This window comes from Pseudonocardia sp. Ae505_Ps2, from assembly GCF_001932425.1.
GTDB lineage: Bacteria > Actinomycetota > Actinomycetes > Mycobacteriales > Pseudonocardiaceae > Pseudonocardia.
Genome location: NZ_MCIP01000001.1, coordinates 39,986 through 63,258 on the forward strand (window position 1 = coordinate 39,986; position 23,273 = coordinate 63,258).

21 protein-coding genes are annotated in these 23,273 nt (G+C 74.6%); 10 read left to right on the top strand and 11 right to left on the bottom strand.

Annotation, left to right across the window (positions count from 1 at the left end; genetic code table 11):
- Positions 1-6 precede the first annotated feature (6 nt).
- Entirely contained in the window at positions 7-702 is a 696-nt protein-coding gene (locus Ae505Ps2_RS00185; RefSeq protein ID WP_158071522.1) for a TetR/AcrR family transcriptional regulator, read from the bottom strand.
- Positions 703-843: 141 nt separating this feature from the next.
- Between Ae505Ps2_RS00185 and Ae505Ps2_RS00190 the strand changes: the two genes are divergently transcribed.
- Positions 844-1,695, top strand: a complete 852-nt coding sequence (locus Ae505Ps2_RS00190; RefSeq protein ID WP_083695190.1) for a hypothetical protein — start codon at positions 844-846, stop codon at positions 1,693-1,695.
- 28 nt (positions 1,696-1,723) lie between these two features.
- Here the strand turns inward: Ae505Ps2_RS00190 and Ae505Ps2_RS00195 are convergent, their stop codons facing one another.
- Positions 1,724-2,581 (bottom strand): universal stress protein, encoded by an 858-nt coding sequence (locus Ae505Ps2_RS00195; protein ID WP_075553307.1) that lies wholly within the window; start codon positions 2,579-2,581, stop codon positions 1,724-1,726.
- A 178-nt stretch (positions 2,582-2,759) separates the two neighbouring features.
- Between Ae505Ps2_RS00195 and Ae505Ps2_RS00200 the strand changes: the two genes are divergently transcribed.
- Complete coding sequence (locus Ae505Ps2_RS00200; RefSeq protein WP_075310792.1) at positions 2,760-4,208, top strand: NAD(P)/FAD-dependent oxidoreductase; 1,449 nt, start codon at positions 2,760-2,762, stop codon at positions 4,206-4,208.
- A 71-nt stretch (positions 4,209-4,279) separates the two neighbouring features.
- Here the strand turns inward: Ae505Ps2_RS00200 and Ae505Ps2_RS00205 are convergent, their stop codons facing one another.
- Positions 4,280-4,567, bottom strand: coding sequence for a hypothetical protein (locus tag Ae505Ps2_RS00205; protein ID WP_020627158.1), 288 nt, complete (start codon positions 4,565-4,567; stop codon positions 4,280-4,282).
- A gap of 434 nt (positions 4,568-5,001) precedes the next feature.
- On the opposite strand from Ae505Ps2_RS00205, the gene Ae505Ps2_RS00210 reads away from it, so the two are divergent.
- The gene (locus Ae505Ps2_RS00210) at positions 5,002-5,706 is read left to right on the top strand and encodes a MerR family transcriptional regulator (protein WP_075310790.1); all 705 of its coding nucleotides are present in this window, start codon (positions 5,002-5,004) and stop codon (positions 5,704-5,706) included.
- A 25-nt stretch (positions 5,707-5,731) separates the two neighbouring features.
- Here Ae505Ps2_RS00210 and Ae505Ps2_RS00215 read toward each other — a convergent pair whose 3' ends face one another.
- The gene (locus Ae505Ps2_RS00215; protein WP_075310788.1) at positions 5,732-6,637 is read right to left on the bottom strand and encodes a LysR family transcriptional regulator; all 906 of its coding nucleotides are present in this window, start codon (positions 6,635-6,637) and stop codon (positions 5,732-5,734) included.
- A gap of 131 nt (positions 6,638-6,768) precedes the next feature.
- On the opposite strand from Ae505Ps2_RS00215, the gene Ae505Ps2_RS00220 reads away from it, so the two are divergent.
- From Ae505Ps2_RS00220 to Ae505Ps2_RS00230, 3 genes are read left to right on the top strand one after another with little or no spacing between them, the layout of a single operon-like run.
- The gene (locus Ae505Ps2_RS00220) at positions 6,769-8,091 is read left to right on the top strand and encodes an MFS transporter (RefSeq protein ID WP_084786172.1); all 1,323 of its coding nucleotides are present in this window, start codon (positions 6,769-6,771) and stop codon (positions 8,089-8,091) included.
- A complete protein-coding gene (locus Ae505Ps2_RS00225; RefSeq protein ID WP_083695193.1) occupies positions 8,088-9,587 on the top strand; it encodes an AMP-binding protein in 1,500 nt (499 codons plus the stop codon). The genes Ae505Ps2_RS00220 and Ae505Ps2_RS00225 overlap by 4 nt, the downstream gene beginning before the upstream one ends.
- 5 nt (positions 9,588-9,592) lie before the next feature.
- Positions 9,593-10,246 (top strand): RraA family protein, encoded by a 654-nt coding sequence (locus tag Ae505Ps2_RS00230; protein ID WP_020626095.1) that lies wholly within the window; start codon positions 9,593-9,595, stop codon positions 10,244-10,246.
- Positions 10,247-10,255: 9 nt separating this feature from the next.
- Here the strand turns inward: Ae505Ps2_RS00230 and Ae505Ps2_RS31695 are convergent, their stop codons facing one another.
- From Ae505Ps2_RS31695 to Ae505Ps2_RS00245, 4 genes are all read right to left on the bottom strand, one after another.
- Entirely contained in the window at positions 10,256-10,408 is a 153-nt protein-coding gene (locus Ae505Ps2_RS31695; RefSeq protein ID WP_158071523.1) for a hypothetical protein, read from the bottom strand.
- A 45-nt stretch (positions 10,409-10,453) separates the two neighbouring features.
- Positions 10,454-11,194, bottom strand: a complete 741-nt coding sequence (locus Ae505Ps2_RS00235; RefSeq protein ID WP_198932332.1) for an HAD-IIA family hydrolase — start codon at positions 11,192-11,194, stop codon at positions 10,454-10,456.
- A gap of 62 nt (positions 11,195-11,256) precedes the next feature.
- The gene (locus Ae505Ps2_RS00240) at positions 11,257-12,072 is read right to left on the bottom strand and encodes a DNA-formamidopyrimidine glycosylase family protein (RefSeq protein WP_020626092.1); all 816 of its coding nucleotides are present in this window, start codon (positions 12,070-12,072) and stop codon (positions 11,257-11,259) included.
- 25 nt (positions 12,073-12,097) lie between these two features.
- Complete coding sequence (locus Ae505Ps2_RS00245) at positions 12,098-12,568, bottom strand: ribose-5-phosphate isomerase (RefSeq protein ID WP_020626091.1); 471 nt, start codon at positions 12,566-12,568, stop codon at positions 12,098-12,100.
- 18 nt (positions 12,569-12,586) lie between these two features.
- Here Ae505Ps2_RS00245 and Ae505Ps2_RS00250 point away from each other — a divergent pair, with 18 nt between their 5' ends.
- Positions 12,587-13,261, top strand: a complete 675-nt coding sequence (locus Ae505Ps2_RS00250; RefSeq protein ID WP_075310780.1) for a DUF429 domain-containing protein — start codon at positions 12,587-12,589, stop codon at positions 13,259-13,261.
- A gap of 16 nt (positions 13,262-13,277) precedes the next feature.
- Entirely contained in the window at positions 13,278-14,126 is an 849-nt protein-coding gene (locus Ae505Ps2_RS00255) for an MBL fold metallo-hydrolase (RefSeq protein WP_075553309.1), read from the top strand.
- 318 nt (positions 14,127-14,444) lie between these two features.
- Here Ae505Ps2_RS00255 and Ae505Ps2_RS00260 read toward each other — a convergent pair whose 3' ends face one another.
- Positions 14,445-16,031 (bottom strand): MFS transporter, encoded by a 1,587-nt coding sequence (locus Ae505Ps2_RS00260; protein WP_075553310.1) that lies wholly within the window; start codon positions 16,029-16,031, stop codon positions 14,445-14,447.
- A 169-nt stretch (positions 16,032-16,200) separates the two neighbouring features.
- On the opposite strand from Ae505Ps2_RS00260, the gene Ae505Ps2_RS00265 reads away from it, so the two are divergent.
- Positions 16,201-18,786: a carboxylate--amine ligase/circularly permuted type 2 ATP-grasp protein gene (locus tag Ae505Ps2_RS00265; protein ID WP_075553311.1), complete on the top strand. Its 2,586-nt coding sequence runs from the start codon at positions 16,201-16,203 to the stop codon at positions 18,784-18,786.
- Between the two features lie 7 nt (positions 18,787-18,793).
- On the opposite strand, the gene Ae505Ps2_RS00270 is transcribed toward Ae505Ps2_RS00265, so the two are convergent.
- Entirely contained in the window at positions 18,794-19,966 is a 1,173-nt protein-coding gene (locus Ae505Ps2_RS00270; protein WP_170917000.1) for an ROK family protein, read from the bottom strand.
- A gap of 5 nt (positions 19,967-19,971) precedes the next feature.
- A complete protein-coding gene (xylA, locus tag Ae505Ps2_RS00275) occupies positions 19,972-21,141 on the bottom strand; it encodes a xylose isomerase (RefSeq protein ID WP_075310770.1) in 1,170 nt (389 codons plus the stop codon).
- A gap of 256 nt (positions 21,142-21,397) precedes the next feature.
- Between xylA and Ae505Ps2_RS00280 the strand changes: the two genes are divergently transcribed.
- Positions 21,398-23,257, top strand: coding sequence for a prolyl oligopeptidase family serine peptidase (locus Ae505Ps2_RS00280; RefSeq protein WP_075553313.1), 1,860 nt, complete (start codon positions 21,398-21,400; stop codon positions 23,255-23,257).
- Positions 23,258-23,273 lie beyond the last annotated feature (16 nt).

Below are 23,273 nucleotides of genomic sequence, written 5' to 3' on the forward strand. Positions count from 1 at the left end.
GCGGCCTCACCCGGTCGGCGGGGGCAGCAGACGGGCGAGCCAGGGTGTCCAGCGGTTGGCGCAGCCGTCGAAGGACGGGTTCGGGGCGTCGAGGATGTCGACCGCGAGCTGACGCAACGCGTAGACGACCACGAGGAACACCTCGGACTCCAGATCGTCCTCGACACCGCCCGCCCACTCCCGGCGGCGCACCTCCAGCAGCGCCGCGATGCCCTGCATCGCGAGCCGGTTCCGGTGCCGGGCCTCCCGGCCCAGCGGTTCGAGCTCCACGAGGAAGGCACGGGCCACGACGATGTCGCGGCCCAGCAGGTCCAGGTAGACGAGCGTGAAGTGCCGGATGATCGAGGTCCAGTCGTCGGAGCGGTAGTGGACCTCGGCGAAGCCGCCGACGATCACGTTCACGAACCGGTCGAAGGCCGCGAACATGCACTCGTCCTTGTCCGAGAAGACCTCGTAGAAGGCCGTCAGGGACACCCCGGCACGGGCGCAGATCTCGCGGACGCCGATGTTGCGGTAGCCGTCGCCGGCCAGCAGCTCGGTCGCGGCGATCATCATCCGCTCCCGGCGCTTGGTGTAGACCTCCTCGCGGCTGAGCCGGTGTCGACCTCGGGGCAGGGCGGGTGGGGTCGTGAAGAACACACCCTCCGCAATCGTCGTCGGTGTGCGCTCCGCGCCCACCGCGTCCGACACCGACTCTGCCACCGCGACCGTCACCTCTTCCGCTCGACCTCGCCACCCTACTGGGTGGTCCATGTACGGCAGGCCACACTCGACCGTATAAGTAACGTTGGCTATCTTTGCTTATCACGGTCGCGCCCGGCATCACCCGACGGAGGAACAAGCGTGCGTGTCACTCCCCTGCTCACCGCGGTGCTGTGCGTCGGCGCCCTGCTCGGCCCGGTCGCGGCCGCACAGCCCGCGACCGCCGCGACCGGTCGGATCGCACACACCGCGACCACGACCACGACCGCTCCGATCGACCGTTGGAGCGCGCCGGGTCCGGAGGAGGTCACCGAGGAGATCGGGGCGACCCACACCGTGTTCCGGCCCGCCGACCTCGGTCCACCCGGCACCCGGCACCCGGTCGTGACCTGGGGCAACGGCACCGGCGGCATCCCCGCCGTCTACCGGGGCCTGCTGATCCACCTCGCCTCGCACGGCTACCTCGTCACCGCCGCCAACACCCCGCTGGCCAACAGCGGGCAGGAGATGCTCGCGGGCGCGCGCACGCTCGTGCGGGCCGACGCCGACCCCGGCAGCCCCTACTACCAGCGGGTCGACACCTCGGCGATCGCCGCCACCGGGCACTCGCAAGGGGGCGCCGGTGCGATGGTCGCCGCGGCCGACCCGCTGATCACGACCACCGTCGCCGTGCAGCCGGGGCCGCTGGCGGTGCCGCAGCGCATCCGGGGCCCGATCCTGTACCTGGCGGGCGAGCGGGACACGACGGTGCAGCCGGAGCTGATCGTGGAGCCGTTCTACGAGAACACCCCCCAGGTCGAGGCGGCCTACGCCGAGTTCGCCGGGGTCGGCCACTTCGAGCCGCTCCCCGACGGAGGCCGGTTCCGCGGTCTGCTGACCGCCTGGCTGGACTACCAGCTGCGCGGAGACACGGCCGCCGCCGCACAGTTCGTCGGCGCCGACTGCGGAGCGTGCACCGACCGGGCGATCGTCGACTACCGCCACCACGGCTGAGGAGAGCACCCGACGTGGGGCGCCGCGCTCACGTCGCGGCGGCCGGACCGACCAGCATCACCGGGCAGTCCGCACGCTGGACCAGGGCCAGACCGGTCGACCCCAGCAGCAGCCCGGTGAACCCGCCACGACCCCGGGTGGCGACGACGACCAGCCGCGCCGCACCACTGCGCCGGGCCAGCGCCCGCCCCGGCTCCTCGCGCTCGATCACCCGCTCCACGGCGACGTCGGGATAGCGCTCCGACCAGCCCGCGAGCCGCTCGGCGAGCGCGCGCTCCTCGGCGTCGCGCAACCGGTCGAAGACCCCGGCGGCACGCAGTGCCGGGGAGCGGCCGTCGTGCCAGGCGTACAGGGCGACCAGGCCGGTGCCGTGCTCGGAGGCCGCGGCGAAGGCGTGCTCCAGGGCCGCGTCGGACAGCGGACCACCGTCGACGCCGACCAGCACCGGTCCCTCCGACGAGGTGTCGCGCACGACGACGACCGGACACTGGGCGTGCGAGGCCACCGCCAGGGTCACCGATCCCAGCGCGGTGCCCATCGCACCGCGCCCGGCGGACCCGAGCACCAGCAGCTCGGCCGTGGCGGACCGTTCGACCAGCGCCGTCGACGGCGCCCGCCGGTCCTCCGCGAGGTCGACCGCGACCTCGGGTGCGGCCTGCGCGGCGGTGTGCCGGGCCGCGTCGAGGGTCGCGCGGGACTCCTCGCGGATCGAGGTCTCGACGTCGTCGAGCAGGGGTGCGACGGCGGCGTCGGCGTAGAGACGGGCCACGTCGAAGGCCTGTACGAGCAGCAGGTCGGCGTGCCGGGTGGCGGCCTCGCGAGCCGCCCAGGCGACGGCGTCCAGGGCCGCGTCCGATCCGTCCACGCCGACGACGACGGTGCTCATCACTGTGCTCCGTTCCCGGCCGGCCCGGTGTCGGCCTCTCACCCTCCACTGTGCTCCGATCCGCGCCGCCCCGCACGTGTCCGGAATGTGAGGTGGCAGACGGCCCGCGCGGGCCGGGACGGGCCCCCGGGGCCCCGCGGGCGATCGTTACCGTGACCGGCGGCGACAGGGAGGTCCCATGCACGCACCGAGCGTTCTCATCGTCGGCGCCGGATTCGGTGGCATCGCTGCCGCGATCGAGCTGCGCGCCCACGACATCCGCGACGTAACGATCGTCGACGCCGCCGACGGCATCGGCGGCACGTGGCTGCACAACACCTATCCGGGCGCGGCCTGCGACGTCCCGAGCCACCTGTACTCGTACTCGTTCGCCCAGCGCACCGACTGGTCGCGGCTCTGCTCACCGCAGCCGGAGATCCTGGCCTACCTGCGCGGCGTCGCCGCCGAGTTCGGGATCGACGAGCTGGTGCAGACCGGTGTGCGGATCGTCGACGCCCGCCGCGACGAGGCCGACGGACCGTGGACGGTCACCGCGGACGACGGCCGCACCTGGACCTGCGACGTGCTGATCGTCGCGACCGGGCAACTCAACCGGCCGGTCTCCCCCGACCTGCCCGGAGTCGACTCCTTCACCGGGACGATGTTCCACTCCGCGCGCTGGGACCACGACCACGACCTGCGCGGACGCCGCGTCGCCGTGATCGGGACCGGCGCCAGCGCCGTGCAGTTCGTGCCGGCGATCGCCCCCGAGGTGGGGCACATGACGGTGTTCCAGCGATCCGGGAACTGGTTCCTGCCGCGGCGGAACCGGAGGTTCCCGGCGTGGTGGCGGGCCGCGATCGCCCGGGTGCCCGGCCTGCAGGCCGCGCGCCGTCGGTTCATCACCGAGTACTGCGAGACGCTGACGCTGATGATCCGCCACCCCGCCACCTGGGGACGGCTGGGGCGGCTCTGGTCGACGCTGTTCATGCGGGCCCAGCTGCGCGACCCGGAGGTCCGCCGCAAGGTCTGGCCGGACTACACCTTCGGCTGCAAGCGCATCCTGTTCAGCTCACACTGGCTGCCCGCGCTGCAGCGGCCCAACGTCGAGGTCGAGACGTCGCGGATCGCCGCGATCGAGCCGACCGGGGTGCGCACCGAGGACGGCACGCTGCACGAGGTCGACACCATCATCTGGGGCACCGGCTTCGCGGCGACCGACTTCATGTTCCCGATGGAGATCAGTGGTCCGGGTGGGCGGTCGCTGCGCACCGAGTGGTCCGACGGCGCGCACGCCTACCTGGGGATGACCGTGCCCGGGTTCCCGTCGCTGTTCGTGCTCTACGGCCCCAACACCAACACCTCGGGCGGCTCGATCATCCGGTACCTGGAGCACCAGGTCCGCTACGTCCGCGAGGCCCTGCAGGAGGCGGCCCGGCGCGGCGCGTCCGGCATGGAGGTCCGCCCCGAGGTCGAGCGGGCCTACGACGAGGAGATCCAGGCCCGGTTCCCCGGCACCGCGTGGACCCGGTGCGACTCCTGGTACCGCGACGACACCGGGCGGATCGTCACCAACTGGCCCGGCTACATGCGCGAGTACGACGAGCGCACCCGCCGTGTCGAGCCGTCGGACTACGTCTTCCACTGATCCCACCCCGGCACGGAACCGCCCCCTGCACCCCGTGGCGGCGGGGTGCAGGGGGCGGAGGCGTGTGCGGGTCAGTCACACTTCGTGGGGTTGTCCCGGGTCTGGGCCGCGCCGCCACCGAGGATCCCGAGGACGTTGCCCAGGGTCGCGTTGATGCCCGGGCAGATGTTCGCGTTGTTGAGGACGTTGACGTCGTCCAGGTTCACCAGGCCGAACTGGTCGCCCCTGGTGTTGCCGACGTCCTGGACGAAGGAGTCACCGTCGTCGTCCTTCGGCGCGGGCGCAGCCGACGCCAGCGGGCTGAAGGCCACCATGGTGGCGATGACGGCGACGCCGGTGACCGCGAGCTTCCTGCGCATGTCGTTCTCCCCGATCGTGTCCGGTGGGACGGACGTGCCTCACGATTCCCGTGAGCACCACCGGGACGCCTGTGCGTCACGGCAAGCGGACAGTAGGCAGGTGCTCACCGGCGGGGATACGCGAACGACACCACCGGGTGACACGGTCACCACGGGTACCGAACGTGTGGTGTGAACCGGACGGAACGGGTTCGTCCTGGACGCCGGACACCCTCCGTCCCCACGGACGGGGCGACGGACGCGAAGCGTGACGGGATGCCCGACCCGTGGACGGAGCCCGACCACCCGCGGGGGTGAATTCGTGACCGGCGTGTCGCCAAGTCCGGCGTGTCGCGGCAGAACGGTGCCGGTCGGGGCTTGCACCTCACGCGACGTGAGGCGGCACCGTCCATCATGCCGCCACGACGTGGCGGTGCGACGGGGAGGGGCACGGGGTGAAGGTCGGCGAGCTGGCCCGGGCGACCGGGCTGACGGTGCGCACCCTGCACCACTGGGAGGAGCGGGGACTGGTCGTGCCGTCGGCACGGACGTCCTCGGGTCACCGGGTCTACGACGACCAGGATGTCCGCAGCGTCTACCAGGTGGTCGCTCTGCGGGAGCTGGGGCTGCCGCTGGACGCCATCGGCGGGCTGCTGTCGTCGGGGTCCTTTGCCGAGGTCCTCACCGCGCACCTGAACCAGGTCGACGCAAGACTGGCCGCGCTGCACGCCCTGCGGGGCACGCTCGCGGCGGTCGTCGACCGGCTCCGGGAGGCTCCGGACCCCGACCCGTCGGACGTGTTGATGATGATCGACGAGGTGAGCAGGGTGAACGACACCTTCGCGCAGTACTTCACTCCCGAGCAGGTCGCCGCGCTCCGGGCGCGACGTGCCGAGGGCGAGACGACCGCGGCCGCGTGGCCGGGGCTGATCGCCGCCGTCCGGGCCGAGATGGACGCCGGCACCGACCCGTCGGAGCCGCGCGTGCAGGCGCTCGCGGCGCGGTGGTCGGAGCTGCTGGCGGCCTTCCACCACGGCGACGAGTCGTTGCGCCGGCAGCTGTACCGGCTGCGGGACGAGAACCCCGGCGAGGTGGCCGCGGCGGGAGGCCCGGACCAGGCGATGATCGACTACATGGCCCGGGCCGGCGTCGGCGGCTGAGCAGGCAGAACGGCCGTGCGGGGTGTCAGCCCGACCCGACACCCCGCACGGCCGCCCCACCCACACCGGCCGCCTGCAGCAACGCCGCCAGCACCGGGTTCACCGTGCCCGCCTTCCACGCCAGCGCCAGCGGCACCTCCGGCGGGTCGGTCAGCGGCACCAGTACCACCCCCGGCGTGCGCAGCTCGGCCGTCGCCTCCAGCGCCAGCCCCACCCCGACACCGGCACCCACCAGCGACAGCAGGGTGTGGGTCTCGGGGGCCTCCTGCTCGATGCGCGGCAGGAACCCCGCGTGCAGGCACGCGGCGTCGACCGAGGTCCGCATGACGGCCATCCGACGTGCCGGATAAGCGACGAACGGGTCGTGGGCCAGCTCGGCGAGGCCGATCACCTCCCGCCCGGCGAGCGGGTGCTCCTCGGACAGCGCGGCGACGAGCCGGTGCCGGTCGATCTCGTGCACGACCAGGCCGTCGGCGTCGACCGGGGTGCGGATCAGTGCGGCGTCGACCCGGTCGGCGCGCAGGTCCTCGGCCAGCTCACCGGAGAACCGGCCGGTCACCAGCACCAGCCGGGCACGGGGACGGTGCGCGCGGAACCGGCGGGCGGTCCGGTACAGCCAGGCGTTCGAGCTGGGCCCGGCGAACCCGAGCCGGACCGACCCGGTCCCGCCGGCGGCCGCCTCGCGGGCGGCTTCCTTCGCCTCGTCCGCGGCGGCGAGGGCGCGACGGGCCCGGGGCAGGAACGCCGTGCCCGCCGGGGTGAGCGCGACGGCACGGGTGTGCCGGTCGAACAGCGTCGTGCCGACCTCCCGTTCGAGCCGGCGGATCTGCTGGGACAGCGGCGGTCCCGAGACCTGCAACCGGGCCGCGGCCCGCCCGAAGTGCAGCTCCTCGGCGACGAGGACGAACGACTCCAGCTGCCGTAGCTCCACCGCGCCATCATGTCGACCGCCCGACAGGAACGGAAGCCAGAGCGTCCCGATGACGTCGCAATGCTGTTCTACCGTTGCGTGGCGGCGGTCACGACGGCGTGGGCGCGCGACGAGTGCAAGGGGGCACCGGGTTGAGCACGAGCACACCGTCGATGCGCCGCAAGGCGGGTATCGCCTCGTTCGTCGGCACCACCATCGAGTGGTACGACTTCTACATCTACGGCACCGCCGCGGCACTGGTGCTGGGGCCGCTGTTCTTCCCGAACGCCTCCCCCGCCGCGGGGGTGCTGGCCTCGTTCGCGACGTTCTGGGTCGGGTTCCTCGCCCGGCCCGTCGGCGGGATCGTCTTCGGCCACCTCGGTGACCGGCTCGGCCGCAAGACCGCCCTGGTCGCGACGCTGCTGCTGATGGGGGTCTCCACGCTCGCGATCGGGTTGCTCCCGGTCTACGACGACATCGGCGTCCTCGCACCGGTCCTGCTCGTCGTGGCCCGGCTGGTGCAGGGTCTCGCGGTCGGCGGCGAGTGGGGCGGCGCGGTGCTGATCGCCTCGGAGCACGCGTCGAAGAACCGCCGGCTCCTCTACGGCGCCTTCGCCCAGCAGGGCAGCCCCGCCGGGCAGATGCTCGCCACCGGCTCGTTCGCGCTCGTCGCGATGCTGCCGGAGGACTCCTTCCTCTCCTGGGGGTGGCGGGTGCCGTTCCTCGTGTCCGCGGCGCTGGTCGTCGTCGGGCTGGTGATCCGGCTGCGGATCGAGGAGAGCCCCGCGCTGGTCGCGATGCGGGCACGGGGCACGACGGCACGGTTCCCGCTCGCGGAGCTGCTCCGGGAACGGACCACGCTGGTGGTCGTCTCGGTCGGTGCGTGCGCGCTGGTGGCCGCGGCGGCGTACTTCAAGAACACGTTCGCCCTGTCCTGGGCGGTCAACGACCTCGGATTCGACCGGCAGGTGTTCCTCAACGTCGTGCTGATCAGCTCCACCGTGCAGTTCTTCACGCAGCCGATCGGGGCGTTCATGGCGACCTGGTGGAACCCGCGGACGGTCGTCACCGCGCTGCTGCTGATCGAGCTCCCGCTGTTCCCGGTGATGTTCTGGCTGATCTCCACCGGGAGCTTCGGGCTGGCCGCGCTGGGCATGGCGCTCGCGACGCTGCCGCACACGATGTACTACGCGATCCTGGCCGGGATGCTGGCCGAGGCGTTCCCCGCCCGGATGCGCTACACCGCGATCTCGCTGTCCTACGCGCTGGCCGGCACGTTGTTCGGTGGCACCGCTCCGCTGGTGGGGCAGTCGCTGCTGGCCGCGACCGGGTCGATCGCGCCCGTCGTCGGGTACTCGCTGGTGATCGTGCTCGTCTCGCTCGCGGCGGCCCGGTACGTGCTCGCCCGCGGTCCGGTCCCCGACGACGAGCGGCTCGACCCCGCCGTCACCGGAACGACCGGGAGGACCGCATGACCGCACCTGCCCCCGTACCTCGCTTCCCCGAGCCCGAGGTGCCCGCGGGCGCGACCGCGCTCGCCGCCCGGCTGCGCGCGCTCGTCGCCGCCGACCCGGACCGCCCCATGGTCACCGAGGACAGCCCCGACGGTACCGGCGTGGTGCGCTCCCGCGCGGAGTTCGACGCCCGTACCAACCTCCTGGCCAGGGCGTTCGCCGACCGCGGGGTCCGGCGCGGGGACCTGGTGTCGATCGCGCTGCCGAACACCGCCGCGCACCTCGAGTGCTCGGTCGCGGCGTGGAAGATCGGTGCGGTGCCCCAGCCGCTGTCGGCCCGGCTGCCCGCCGCCGAGCGCGACGCGGTGCTCGCGGTCGCCGCGCCGGCGCTCGTCGTCGACACCCCGGTCGACGCCGACGGGTACCCCGACGGCCCGCTCCCCGACGTGATCGGGCCGAGCTGGAAGGCACCCACCTCGGGCGGGTCGACCGGCACGCCGAAGGTGATCGTCGCCGGTCAGGCCGCCTGCGTCGAACAGGTCCTGGCCCGCGCCGACGGGCTGCGCATCGACCGCGACGGCGTGTTCGGCTGCACCGCACCGCTGCACCACAACGCCCCGTTCATGTTCACGCTGATGGCGTTGCTGCAGGGCCACCACGTCGTGCTCATGGGCCGGTTCGACGCCGCCCGGGCACTGTCGATGATCCCCGCGTACGGCGTGACCTGGCTCTACGCGGTGCCGACCATGATGAGCCGGATGCTGCGCCTGCCCGACGCGGACTGGGCCGCCTGCGACCTCAGCACCCTGCGGACCGTGCTGCACGTCGGCGCGCCCTGCCCGCCGGAGGTCAAGCGCGGCTGGATCGACCGGGTCGGCGCGGAGACGGTGCTCGAGATCTACTCCGGCACCGAGTCCCAGGCCGGTACCGCGATCGACGGCCGCGACTGGCTGGCCCACCCGGGTTCGGTCGGACGGGTCACCCGCGGCGAGATCACGGTCCGCGACGACGACGGCCGCGAGCTCGGCCCCGGCGTCACCGGCGAGATCTGGATGCGGTCCGGCGGGGCGCCGACGTACCACTACCTGGGTGCCTCCGCGCGCGAGCGGGACGGCTGGGAGTCACTCGGCGACATGGGCTCGCTGGACGCCGACGGCTACCTGTACCTGGCCGACCGACGTTCGGACATGATCCTCGTCGGCGGCGCGAACGTGTACCCGGCCGAGGTCGAGGCCGCGCTGACCGCGCACCCCGGGGTGCGCGACGCCGTCGTCGTCGGGCTGCCCGACGCCGACTACGGGCACGTCGTGCACGCCGTGGTGCAGGCCGAACCGGGCATCGAGAACGATCTCCGCGAGTTCCTCGACGGACGCCTGAGCAGGGCGAAACAGCCACGGAGCATCGACGTCGTCGACCACCCGCTGCGCGACGACGCCGGGAAGGTGCGCCGCTCGGAGATCGCCGCGCGCGCCGCCGACGCTCGACGACGCGCAACGGCGGGAGGTGCGACAGGATGACGTCCATGCCCGATCTCCTCGACCGTCTGCGCGAGCTGCAGGTGTCCTCCCTGTGCGACGCCGACAAGTCGCTGCCCGTGGTGGACCCGGCGATCCGGGCCCTGGTCCCGGACGTGTCGATGGCCGGCCCCGCGGTGACGGTCTCGTGCGTGGACGACCACCTGCCGATGTTCGCGGCGCTGTCCGCGGCCCGCCCCGGCTCGGTGCTCGTCGTCGCCGGGGCCGGTGGTCACCGCGCCGTGTCCGGTGAGCTGTTCGCGACGGAGGCGAAGCGGCGCGGGCTGGCCGGGATCGTCGTCGACGGGCTGGTCCGCGACATCCGTGGGCTGCGCGGGATCGGGCTGCCGGTGTTCGCCCGCGGGACCTGCCCGGCGTCGGGCAGCACGAGCGACCCCGGCACCGTCGACGAGATGGTGTCGTTCGGCGGGCTCGTCGTGAGCCCGGGCGACCTGGTGTGCGGCGACGACGACGGGCTGCTCATCGCCGCGCCGGACCGGCTCGCCGAGGTCGTCGAGACCGCCGAGGGCATCGAGGCCGCCGAGCGCGCGTTGGTCTCGGCCATGCGCAACGGCCACGACCTGCACTCGCTGACCACGGTCGTCGAGCACGTCGCGGCGCTGCGCCGGGGCGAGCCCAGCGCGCTGGGGTTCAAGATCTGAGCGGGTCGCTCAGGCCGCGACCGCGTCCCAGCTGAACTCCTCGGTCATCGAGCCGGGACAGTCCGGGCACGGGACGGCGACGCCCGCCGTCTCGTCACCGGGGAGCTCGGCCTCCGCGCCGCAGGCGGCGCACCGCTGCCAGGACACCAGTTCTCCGTACATGCGTTCGAGGGTGAACCACATCGGTGTAGTTCGCAACCCCGCAGGTCAGACGTCGTCGATCAGGTCCGCGACCGAGGAGACGACCCGGTTCGGGCGGAACGGGAACCGGTCGATCTCGTGCTCCTTGGTGATCCCCGAGAGCACCAGCACCGTGCGCATCCCGGCCTCCAGCCCGGCGAGGATGTCGGTGTCCATCCGGTCGCCGATCATGACCGTGGACTCCGAGTGCGCACCGAGCCGGTTGAGCGCGGCCCGCATCATCAGCGGGTTCGGCTTGCCGACGAAGTAGGGGTCGACCCCGGTCGCCTTGGAGATCATCGCGGCGACCGAGCCGGTCGCGGGGAGGATGCCCTCGGGCGACGGGCCGGTCGCGTCGGGGTTGGTGGCGACGAACCGGGAGCCCTGCTCCACCAGGCGCATCGCGGTGGCGATCGAGGAGAAGCTGTAGGTGCGGGTCTCGCCGAGCACCACGTAGTCGGGGTTGCGGTCGGTGATGACGTAGCCGATGTCGTGCAGCGCGGTGGTCAGGCCGGCCTCGCCGATCACGTAGGCGCTGCCCTGTGGGCGCTGCTCCCCGAGGAACGCGGCCGTGGCGAGCGCGGAGGTCCAGATCGACTCCTCCGGCACGTCGAGGCCGGTGGCCTGCAGCCGGTAGCGCAGGTCGCGGGGGGTGTGGATGCTGTTGTTGGTCAGGACCAGGAACGGGACGCCCTTGTCGCGCAGCCGCGACAACAGGGTGTCCGCCCCCGGGACGATGGTGCCCTCGCGGACGAGGACGCCGTCCATGTCGGTCATCCAGCACTCGATCGGCTTCTGCTCCACCACGGCCGCCACCCTAGGCCGCCTCCCTAGACGGCTGCCGGTTGGCAGCGCGGGCACCAGAACAGGTTGCGGTTCTGGTGCTCGGCGTGCCGCACCGGCGTCCCGCAGACGAGGCAGTCCATCCCGGCGCGGCGGTAGACGTAGACCTCCCCGCCGTGCCGGTCCGTGCGCCCGGGCTCTCCGCGGCGGCGCGGGTCGTGCTCGGGGCGGACGGTGTCGATGCGGCCGGTCCGCACGCCGTCACGCATGAGCACGACCAGGTCGGCCCACATCGCGTCCCACGTCCCCCGGTCCAGCGCCCGGCCCGGGAGCTGCGGGTCCAGGCCGTGCCGGAACAGGACCTCGGCGCGGTAGACGTTCCCGACGCCGGCGAGCACCTTCTGGTCCATCAGCAACGTCGCGAGCGGGCTGCGCGAGGCCGAGATCCGGGCCCAGACCGTGTCCGGGTCGGCGTCGGGACGCAGCGGGTCCGCACCCAGCCGGGCCCGCAGCGCGCGGGCCTCGGCCGAGGTGAGGAGCTCGCAGGCGGTCGGGCCGCGCAGGTCGGCGTAGTGGGTCTGCCCCACCAGCCGCATCCGCAGCTGCCCGACCGGTTCCGGCGCGGGCAGCGGCTGTTCGACGAACGTGCCGTACAGCCCGAGGTGGACGTGCACGACGCGGTCGCGGCCGTAGCGGTGGAACAGGTGCTTGCCGTGCGCCTCGGCGCCGGTCATCACCTCGCCGTCGAGCAGTGCCGCGGAGGCGGCGAAGCGGCCCTGCGGGCTGGAGACGCCGACCGGCCGGCGGACGAACAGCTTCCGGTGCAGCCGGGCCAGCCGATGCAGCGTGTGTCCCTCGGGCATCTCGGCTCCGGGTCAGGACTCGGGATCAGGACGCGGGGAGCTCGATCTTCCCGGTCCGCTCGTAGTCGAGGACCTGGTCGATGCGGCGCTGGTGGCGCGCGTCGCCGGAGAACGGGGTGGCGATGAAGGCGTCGACGATCGCGACGACCTCGGTGAACGAGTGCTGCCGCGCGCCGATGCCGATGATCTGGGCGTCGTTGTGCTCGCGGGCGAGGGTGGCGGTGGCCTCGTTCCACGCCAGCGCGGCGCGGATGCCCTGCACCTTGTTGGCGGCGATCTGCTCGCCGTTGCCGGATCCGCCGAGCACGATGCCGAGGGACGTCGGGTCCTCGACCACGCGCCGCGCGGTCTCGATGCACCACGCGGGGTAGTCGTCGAGGGCGTCGTAGGTCGGCGCCCCGACGTCGATCGCCTCGATCCCCTTCTCGGTCAGGTACTCGACGAGCTTGCCCTTGACCTCGAAACCGGCGTGGTCACTGCCCAGGTAGACGCGCACGGGGCACGATCCTCCCCCATGCGGATCGGCGGCGTGGACGGGGTCCCGGGTGGCTGGGTGGTGTGCGTGCTCTCCGGCAGCGGAGCAGCACGTGAGGTGAGGTGGACGGTGGTCCCCGACGCGGCGTCGGTGCTGGCCGCGACGGCCGGGTGCGACGCCGTGGGGGTCGACATCCCGTTGTCGGTCCCGGCCGGTGCGCAGCGGCGCGAGGCCGAGGTCCTCGCGTCGGCGCGGCTGGGCCGGGCGCGGTCCTCGCTGTTCCCCACCCCGCCCGCTCCGGTGCTCGACGCGCAGACCTACGAGGAGGCCTGTGCCGCCGCCCAGGCCGTCACGGGGAAGAAGATCAGCCTCCAGACCTGGCACATCGTCGACAAGATCCGGGAGTTCCAGCGGGTGCGGCTGCCGTCGTCGGTGGTCGAGACGCACCCGGAGCTGTCGTTCCGCACGATGGCACCGGCGGTGGCGTTCGCGTCGAAGAAGACCGCGCGCGGGGCGGGCCAGCGGGTCGCGGCGCTGTCGGGGTGGGTCCCCTCCGCCGCGTCGCTCGGTGACCTGCCCACCGCCGCCCGGCTCGACGACGTCCTCGACGCCCTGGCCTGTGCCTGGACGGCCGAGCGGGTGGCCCGTGGGACCGCTGAGGTGCTCGGCCCGGGAACCGACGCCCTGGGCCGGTCCGCCGCGATCGCGGTCTGAGCGCGAGGATCACCGGATGGACGGGCAGCGGGCGGACGGGCAGCGGGCGGACGGGCGCTGGGTGGAGCTCGCCGACGGTGTGCTCGCTCGCCGGCACGACGAGCTGGACCTGACCACCGGCCTCGTGCTCGGCACCTCCGCGGCGCTGGTGATCGACACCCGCGGCGACACTGCCCAGGGCGCCGAGCTCGCCGCCGCGGTGCGTGCGGTGACCGCACTGCCGGTCGTCGTGGCCCTCACCCACGCACACTTCGACCACTGCTTCGGCACCGCCGCGTTCCCCGGCGCCCCGGTGTACGCCCAGGCCGGCTGCGCCGGCGCGCTCCTGGCGACGGCCGCCGCGCAGCGCGCCCACTGGGTCCGGCACTACCGCGACTCCGGAGACACCGGGGGCACAGGCGGCTCGACCGCCGCCGCGACGGCCGACGCGCTCGCCGCCACTGTCCCGGTGCTCCCCGACCGCCCCGTCTGTCCCCGCGCCGGCTCGGTGCACCCGGTCGACCTGGGCGGACGCGTCGTGCAGCTCGTGTATCCCGGCCCCGCCCACACCGGACACGACCTGGCGGTGCACGTCCCCGACGCGGGCGTGCTCTTCGCCGGGGACCTGCTGGAGAACGGAGCGCCGCCGTCGTTCGGGCCGGACGCCTACCCCCGGGACTGGGCGGCCGCCGTGGGGCTGCTGCTCGACGTCGGCACGGCACCCTCGGCCGTCGCCACCCGGGTGTTCGTGCCCGGGCACGGCGACCCGATGACGCCCGACGAGGCGGCAGCGCAGCACACGGACCTGCGGCGGATCGCCCGGGCGGCCGGGGGTTCCGGTGCCGCGGTTCCGGATGTCCCCTCTGCGAATTCGCTTACCGGGTAAGCGAATTCGCAGAACAAGGGTCTGCCGATCACGCCGCGGGAGCCGGGCGGTGCCGAGAGCCGGGCGGTGCCGGGAGCCGGGAGCCGGGAGCCGGGAGCCGGGAGCCGGGAGCCGGGAGCCGGGAGCCGGGAGCCGGGAGCGATGGTGCAGGTCGTCACCGCTCGGGGTCGCCGACCTCGGGTGACGGCGCCCCTCGAGTGGATTCGCTTACCGGGTAAGCGAATCCCTGCACGACCGGCCGGGTGCGGTCCGTTGCGGGCTCCGCCCCGGCGCCGCGATCCCGGTGGCCGCCGCGGCCTGCCTGCCGATGCTCCGGGGTCACTCGCCCGGTCGGTCCCGCCGTCGCGGAGCCGCACTGGTGCCCCACCTCGATCGGCGGGCGGCCGACGGGGCCGTGTCGGGCGGGACGCCGTCGAGCCGGGGAGCGACCGGCTGGGCTGCGTTCGGCTGGGCTGCGTTCGGCTGGGGAGCGACCGGCTGGACAGCAGCCGGTGGGGCGGCGCCCCGGGACCGGTCGGACAGCACGCGCGCGACTCGGCCGGCGACACCGGACGGGTCGGGTTCCACGCCCGCCGCCCGGCGCAGGCGGTACAGCTCCACGGTCGGCGGCCCGGCCACCACCCGGGGCAGCGGCGCGGTCGGGTGGTCGTCCGTCGCGATCCGGGGGAGCTCGACCGTCGGCAGGCCCATCGGAAGGCCCGCGGCGGGGCCGGCCGAGGGGGTGACCGAAGGAGCCGGCGCGGCGGGCAGGTGCCGGCGCAGTCCGAGCACCGCGGGCAGTCCCAGCGCCGGGCCGACGGCGAGCACCACGAGCGCCGCCTGCCATCCGACCGCGGCCGCGACCACCGGGACCGTCGCGATCCCGGCGACGGTGAGCAGGAACCCCAGCGCGGTCTGCACGGTCAGGGCGGTGCCGGTGTAGCGGGGGTCGGCGATCTCGATCGTCGCCGTCGTCAGGACCGCGGAGTCGGCGACGGCGGCCGTGCCCCACAGCACACAGAACGCACTCACCAGCAGGGGCGCCGCGCCGATCACGAGGGGGGACACCAGGCAGCAGACGCCGCTGACCAGCAGCGCCGTCGCGATCACCGGGACGCGTCCGTAGCGGTCCGCGGCGCGGCCGCCCAGCACGCAGCCGGCGGCGCCGCCCAGACCGGCCGCCACGAACACCAGCAGGTGCTCCGACGGGCCGGGGTCGCCACCGGCGAGTGCGGCGCCCAGCCAGGTCCAGAGCGCGTACAGCTCCCACATGTGCCCGAGGTAGCCGAGCACGACCAGCCGCGGGCCGGGCTCCCGGAGCAGCCGCAGCGCGTAGCCGGTGTCCGGGGGCGGGGCCGGGGCGAGCGCCGGTCCGGGACGCAGGCACCAGTGGGCCAGCGCGGCCGCCGCGAGCCCGCACAGCGCGGCGCCGGCGAGCACCCCGCGCCACGGCAGCCCGGGCAGCCCACCGATCAGGTGCGGCAGCGCCGACCCGACGGTCAGCGCGCCGACCAGCACGCCGAGGTCGCGGGCCCGGCGCGACCGATCCGACCAGGACGTCATGATCTTCATGCCGACCGGGTAGACGAGCGCGAGACACACCCCGGTCAGCGTCCGCAGCACCAGCGCCGCCACCGGCCCGTCGACGACGGCGGCGAGCAGCAGCGTGCACGCCGCGGCCGCGGCCGCGCCGGCCGCGAGCAACCGCTGCGGCGGGACCCGGTCGGCGAGGGTCAGCACCGCCGAGACCACCGCGCCGGCGGCGAACCCGAGCTGCACCGACGTCGTCAGCCAGACCCCGGCCGTCGCGGACAGGTTCCACTCGGCGCGCAGCTCGGGCAGCACCGCGGACGCGGAGAACCACACGGCGAGCCCGAGCACCTGGACCAGGGCGACCAGGGCCCGCGCGCGGCGGCCGGCGGTCATGGCGGCTCCGTGGGGTCGGCGGATCCGGACACGCTAGCGAAAACACCCAGTGGAAACTGGTCCGGACAGACGATTCGGTACCGCCGTCCGGCCCAGCGGCCGACGCAGTGTCGGGCGTGATCGCCGCGGGACACACGGACGTAACAGGAGCCACCTAGCGTCACCGGCCGTGGGGAACGTGCCGCTGGTGGGGGTCGAGGAGGAGTTCCACGTGGTCGGCCTGGCCGACCGCCGGGCCGCGCCCGACGCGGAACGGTTGCTGGAGCACCTGGACGGGGCGGAGTTCTTCCCCGAGCTGCAACGGTCGCTGGTCGAGACCAACTCGCCCGCGACCCCGTCGCTGGACGAGCTGCGCGCCCACGTGCGACGCCTGCGCAACCGGCTGCGCGAGGCCGCCGAGCCGCTGGGGCTGGGTGTCGTCGCGGCCGGGACGGTGCCGCTGGTCGACCTGTCCGGCGACGACATCTCGGCCGGCGCCCGCTACGAGCGGATGCAGCACGAGTACCAGATGCTGGTGCGCGAGCAGCACATCTGCGGGGTGCAGGTGCACGTCGACGTCCCCGACCGCGACACCGCCGTGCAGGTCTCGCGCCGGGTCGCGCCCGCGCTGCCGACCCTGCTCGCGATCACCGCCAGCTCGCCGTACTGGCGCGGCCACGACACCGGCTACGCCAGCTACCGCAGCATGATCTGGCAGCGCTGGCCCACCGCGGGACCACCCGGTGACGTCACCACCGCCGCCGAGTACGACGCGATGATCGACGAGCTCATCGCGTCCGGGACGATCAGCGACGCCGGGATGCTCTACTTCGACGTCCGCCCCAGCGCGCACCTGCCGACCGTCGAGCTGCGACTGTGCGACGCCTGCCCCGACGTCGACGACGTCGTGCTGGTCGCGGGACTGTTCCGTGCCCTGGTCGCCCGCGCCCGCGCCGACACCGAGGCGGGCAGGCCGCTGCCCCGCGCCCGGTACGAACTGCTGCGCGCGGCCGGGTGGCGGGCCGCACGGTCCGGGCTGGAGGGCGACCTCGTCGACATCGGCCGGGCCCCCGGCGGTCCCCCGACGCTGAGCTCCCCGTCGATGCAGCTGCGCGGGCTGGTCGAGGAGCTGCGGCCGTGGCTGGAGGAGGTCGGCGACCACGACCAGGTCGCCGAGCTCGCCGAGGGCGTCCTGGCCCGCAGGTCGGGCGCGGCGGCGCAGCGGCGGGCCTTCGGGCGTCGCGGCTCGCTGGCCGACGTCGTCGACGACCTGCTGGCACGCACGCACGGCGAGCGGCCGCCGTCGGCCCCCGCGGAGACCGTGCCGTCCGCGCCGGAGCTGCTGCACGGCTACGTCCCGCCCCGCTACGACGAGGCCGTCGACGCGACCGGCGCCGTCCGGCCCGGCTACGGCTGGCTGTTCCGGTCCCTGGAGCGGCTCGGCCCGCGCGGCCTGGCCGCGGCGGAAGCCGCCCTGCGCACCGAGCAGCGCGCCCGCGGGGTGACCTTCCCGGTGCCCGGCGTCGAGCCCGGCGACGACGGCGAGCGGCTGTTCCCGCTGGACCTGGTGCCACGGATCATCGAGGCCCAGGACTGGGCGCACCTGGCGTCCGGGCTGGAGCAGCGGATCCGGGCGCTCGAGTGCTTCGTCCGCGACGTCTACGGCCGCCGCGAGATCGTGCGGGACCGGGTCGTCCCGGGGTCGGTGGTCGAGCAGGCCCCCGGTCGCACCCGCTCCGGCGCGCTGGTGCCCCCGGACGCCGTCCGGATCGCCGTCGGCGGCATCGACCTGGTCCGCGACGACGCCGACGGCTGGGTCGTGCTGGAGGACAACCTGCGGGTCCCGTCGGGCATCGGGTTCTCGATGATGAGCCGGCGGCTGATCCGCAGCGTGCTGCCCGACCTCGAGTCGCCGTCGGAGGTCCGCCACCTCGACGACGTGCCGGAACGGCTGCGCGCCGCGCTCGCGGCGGGCGACCCCGACGGGCCCGACGGGGAGGCAGCGCTGCTGACCGCGGGCGAGGTGGACCCGGCGTTCTTCGAGCACCAGCTGCTCGCCGAGGCGATGGACGTCCCGCTGGTGACCCCGGCGCGGCTGCAGGTCACCGACGGCGCGGTGTTCCTCGTCGGCGGCGGGCGGCGGCGCCGGATCACCACCCTCTACCGTCGGATGGACGAGAACGAGCTCGCCACCGCCCGCGGCGCCGACCACCGGCCGCTCGGTCGTGCGCTGTGGGCGGCGATGGCCCGTGGACGGGTCGCGCTGCGCAACGCGCCCGGCAACGGCGTCGCCGACGACAAGCTGGTCTACGCCTACGTGCCGGAGATGATCCGCTACTACCTCGGCGAGAAGCCCGTGCTGGCCTCGGTGCCGACGCTGCCCTGCGTCGACCCGGCGGCCCGTGAGCAGGTCCTGGACCGGCTCGACCAGCTGGTGCTCAAACCCGTCGACGGCTACGGCGGCGCCGGGATCGTGATCGGCCCGTACGCCGATCGGGCCGAGCTGGACCGGGTGGCCGAGGCGATCCGGGCCACCCCGGCCGGCTGGGTCGCCCAGGACCTCGTCGGGATCTCCACCCACCCCACGTTCACCGACGGTGCCCTGCAGCCCCAGTCCGTCGACCTGCGGGTCTTCGCGGTGCAGTCCCCCGGTGCCGGCGGAGTGCCCGAGGTCGACGTGCTGCCCGCGGCGCTGTCGCGGGTCGCCCCGCCCGGCGGGATGATCGTGAACTCCTCGCGCGGCGGCGGGGCGAAGGACACCTGGGTGCTGGCCTGAGGCCGGCTCAGCCGGCGAGCAGCAGGTCCGGCTCGCCCAGCACCCGGTCGGCGACGGCGCGGGCGGTACCGGTGACGGTGGCCGCGCGGCCGTGCGGGGACACGACCACCGCGACGTCCGGCCCGGTCGCGACACCGCGCCGCACCAGCTCCGCCCGCACCGCGGGGGCCAGCCAGGTGCCCAGCTCCGCGTAGCTGCCGCCGAGGACGACGGTGCCGACGTCGACGACGTGGAGCACCGACGTCAGCGCCGTCCCGAGCGCGGTGCCGGCCCGGGCCAGCGCCTCCGTCGCGGCCGGGTCCCCCGCGCGGGCGGCGGTCCGCAGCGCGGCGACGTCGGCGACGCCCGCGTCGCCGAGCAGGGCGGGCAGGCCCGCGTAGACCTCGACGCAGCCGGTGCCGCCGCAGCCGCAGCGCCGCCCGTCGCGCTCGATCACGACGTGCCCGATCTCCCCGGCGACGCCGCGGGCACCGGGCAGCACCCGCCCGTCGACGACGATCCCGCCGCCGATCCCGACGTCGGCGGAGACGTAGACGAAGTCGTCGGCCTGGCCCAGGTGCGCGAGCGCGCCGAGCGAGGCCTCGTTGCCGACGAGCAGCGGCACCCCGCCGAGCGCGTCGGTGTGCTCGGCGGGGCGGCAGCCGTCGAGCAGGGGCAGGTTCGGGGCCCGCAGCAGCACCGCCGCGCCGTCGGAGCCGTGCACCGGTCCGGGGACGGCGATCCCGGCCCCGGCCACCGGGCGTCCGGTGCGCGCGGCCAGGGTCGCCACGGTCCGAGCGGCCCACCCGAACACCGCGTCCGGATCGAGGCCGCGGTGGTCCCGGCGCCGGCGCGACCGACGCACCACCTGCCCGTCCAGGCCGGTGACCAGCGCGTCGACGCCGTCGACCTCGACCGACACGGCCAGCACGACGGGCCCGGTGCCGGCGAACGCCAGCGGCGTCCCGGGCCGCCCGACCCCGCTCCGGTCCGGCTCCCCCTCCGCGAGCACCCCCGCGGCGACCAGCGGGTCCAGCAGCCCCGCGACGGTCCCGCGGGTCAGCCCGGTCGCCGCGGCGAGCGAGGCCCGCGACGACGGGGCCGTCCGCAGGACTCCCAGCAGCAGCCCGAGGTTGTGCCGGCGCACCGTCGGGGGACGCGCGGGCAGGGACTGGGCACGGGGAGCCGGTCGGTCGGGCACGGAGGTCATCGTGCTCCGGCGAGGTGCTCCACCACGAGCTGGTGCAGCCGGACGAAGCCGTACCCGCGACGGCCGAGCGCGTCCGGGTCGACGGTGTCCAGCGCCGGGTCGGCGAGCAGGTCGGCCGCGGTCTCCCCGGCCCCCAGCGTCGGCTCGGACAGCGCGGGCACCCCGGCCTCGGCGAGCGCGGCGACGACCTCGGGGTCGGCCCGGAACGCGGCCGCCCGCTCACGCAGCAGCAGGTAGGTCCGCATGTTCGCCTCGGCGGAGTCCCACACGCCACGGCGGTCCTCGGTGCGCGAGGGCTTGTAGTCGAAGTGGCGGGGGCCGTCGTAGCCCGCGGTCTCGAGCAGGTCGACCAGCGCGAAGGCGTTGAGCAGGTCACCGTGGCCGAACACCAGGTCCTGGTCGTACTTGATGCCGCGCTGGCCGTTCAGGTCGATGTGGAACAGCTTCCCGGCCCATAACGCCTGGGCGACGCCGTGGGCCATGTTGAGCCCGGCCATCTGCTCGTGCCCGACCTCGGGGTTGACCCCGACGAGCTCGGGGTGGGCGAGCCGCTCGACGAAGGCCAGGGCGTGCCCGACGGTGGGCAGCAGGATGTCGCCGCGGGGCTCGTTCGGCTTGGGCTCGATCGCGAACCGGATGTCGTGGCCCTGCTCCAGGACGTACCCGCAGAGCAGGTCCATGGCCTCTCGGTAGCGGTCCAGGGCGGCGCGGACGTCCTTCGCGGAGTCGTACTCCGAGCCCTCCCGTCCACCCCAGAGGACGAAGGTGCGGGCACCGAGCTCGGCGGCCAGCTCGACGTTGTGCAGCACCTTGCGCAGCGCGAGCCGCCGCACGGTGCGGTCGTTGGAGGTGAACCCGCCGTCCTTGAACACCGGGTGCGAGAACAGGTTGGTGGTGATCATCGGGACGGTCATGCCCGTCGCCTCGCACGCCTTCCGCAGGCGTGCGATCTGCCGGTCCCGGTGGGCCGGGTCCGGCGCGAAGCCGAACAGGTCGTCGTCGTGGAACGTGAGGCCCCACGCGCCGCGCGCGGCGAGCTCCTCGACGGCCTCGACCACGTCGAGCTCGGGGCGGGTGGGCGAGCCGAACGGGTCGGCTGCGGTCCAGCCGACGGTCCACAGTCCGAAGGAGAACTTGTCGGCGGGGGTCGGGGCGGGGACGGCCATCGTCTGCTCCTGGAGGTGGGGGTCCGGCTCCGGCGAGCATGCTCCCGGGGCCCGTCCCGGTCCAGAGTTTGTTCGTTTTACCTACGAACGAATCCCTCGTTCGCCGTAGTGGTCGTCATCACCCCGAAACGCTGTGGGTCTTGCACGAGCGGCCCGGCGCACGTGAGGTGGAACCCGGCGCGGACCCACCGGGTAGTTTCGACGTCCGGCCAGGCGGAACCGCAGGACACGAGGGCAGAACCGGGGGGTGTGATCGGTGGAGGCCGGGCAGACCGGGCAGATCACCCAGACCGTCCCCGACCGTGACGGCGCCGGGGCCGCACCCGGACACCACTCCCCCGCGGTGTCCCCGGACGGCACCCGCATCGCCTGGATCTCCGACCGCACCGGGCGCCCACGGGTGCACGTCGCGACGCTGCCGCCGGACGGGCCCATCGACCCGGACGAGGCACGGGTGCTGTCGGCGCCCGGCCCGTACGCCGACGTGACGGCGCTGTCCTGGTCCCCCGACGGCAGCCGGATCGCGGTGCAGGTCGCCCCGTGCGGCGGCGACCGCACCCGGGTGGCGCTGCTCGACCCCGACGGCGGTCCGGCCGTCGGGATCGCGACGCACGCCACCGCCGTCGTGCTGGGGTCCTGGGCCCCGACCGGACGGTCGCTCGGCGTCACCGTGCTGTCCGACGCGACACCGCGCGGCAGCGAGCCGGGCGACGGCACCGCCTGCCTGGTCGACGTGCGTGACGGCTCCTCCACCGTCCTCGGGTCCGGGCAGGCGGCCGTCGTCCAGGCGGTGTCGGCGGACGGCCGCCGGGTCGTGCTGCGCACCGGGCGTCGTGGGGAGCGCGCCCTGGAGCTGGTCGACCTGCACCGCGGCACCCGGGACCGGGTGATCGGCGGGCCCGGCGGTGCGCTGACCGCCGCCGCCCGCTTCGGCTCCGCCCCCGGCACGCTGTGGGTGCACACCGACGCCGACCGCGAGCACGCCGCGCTGCTCGCCGTCGCACTCGGCCCCACGGCCGAGCACCGCCTGTCCCCCGCGCGCCCGGTCGCCGTCCGGCCCGGCGCCGACCTGGAGGTCGTGGCACTGGACCCGGGCGGCCCGCGGGCCGCGCTGGTGTGGAACGTCGGCGGGCGCAGCCAGGTCGAGATCGCCGACCTGCGCGGCGGGAGACCGGAGCGACTGCCCGCGCCGTGCGACGTCGTCACCGGGGTGACCTTCGCCCGCGACGGCGTGTCGCTGCTGGTCGCGGGCCACTCCCCGGGGGTGCCGCCGTACGTGGTGCGGCTGCCGCTCGACGCCCGCCCGGCCACACCGCTGCTCGGCGGGACCCCGGTGACGCCCCGGCCCCCGCGCCCGGAGGCGGTCGGCTTCCCCGCCGAGGACGGGCTGCGGCTGGCCGGGTGGCTGCACCGGCCGTCGTCGCCGACGGGGGTGGGGTTCGTCTGGCTGCACGGCGGCCCCGAGTCCGAGGAGCGGCCCGGCTGGGCGCCCCTGCTGCACGCGCTGGTCGCCGCCGGGGTCACCGTGCTCACGCCGAACGTGCGCGGCTCCTCCGGGCGGGGGCGGGCCTTCGCCCGGCTCGACGACGGCCCGCTGCGGCCGGAGTCGATCGCCGACGTGCGGGCCGCGACCCGGCTCCTGGCCGGGGTGCCCGACGTCGACCCGCGCCGGATCGTCGTCGGCGGCCGGTCCTACGGCGGGTTCCTCACCCTCGCCGCGCTGACCCGGTTCCCGGAGCTGTTCGCGGCCGGCGTCGACGTGTGCGGCATGTCCGACATGGCCGCCTTCTTCGCCGACTCCGAGCCCTGGATCAGCGGTCCCGCGACGACCGAGTACGGGAACCCGGACCGGGACCGCGCGTTGCTGGAGGAGCTGTCCCCGCTGCGGACGGCGGACCGGATCGCCGTGCCGCTGCTGGTCGTGCACGGCGAGCACGACACGAACGTCCCGCTCTCGCAGGCGCTCGCGATCCACGCGGCGCTGGCCGGGCGCGGCGCCCCGGTGGAGTTGCTGCGCATCCCGGACGAGGGCCACGAGGTGCACGACCGGCACACCCGGGCCGCGGCGAACGCCCGGATCGTGGACTTCGTGACCGCGACGACGGCCCGTGGCTGAACGGGCGCCCCGGCCC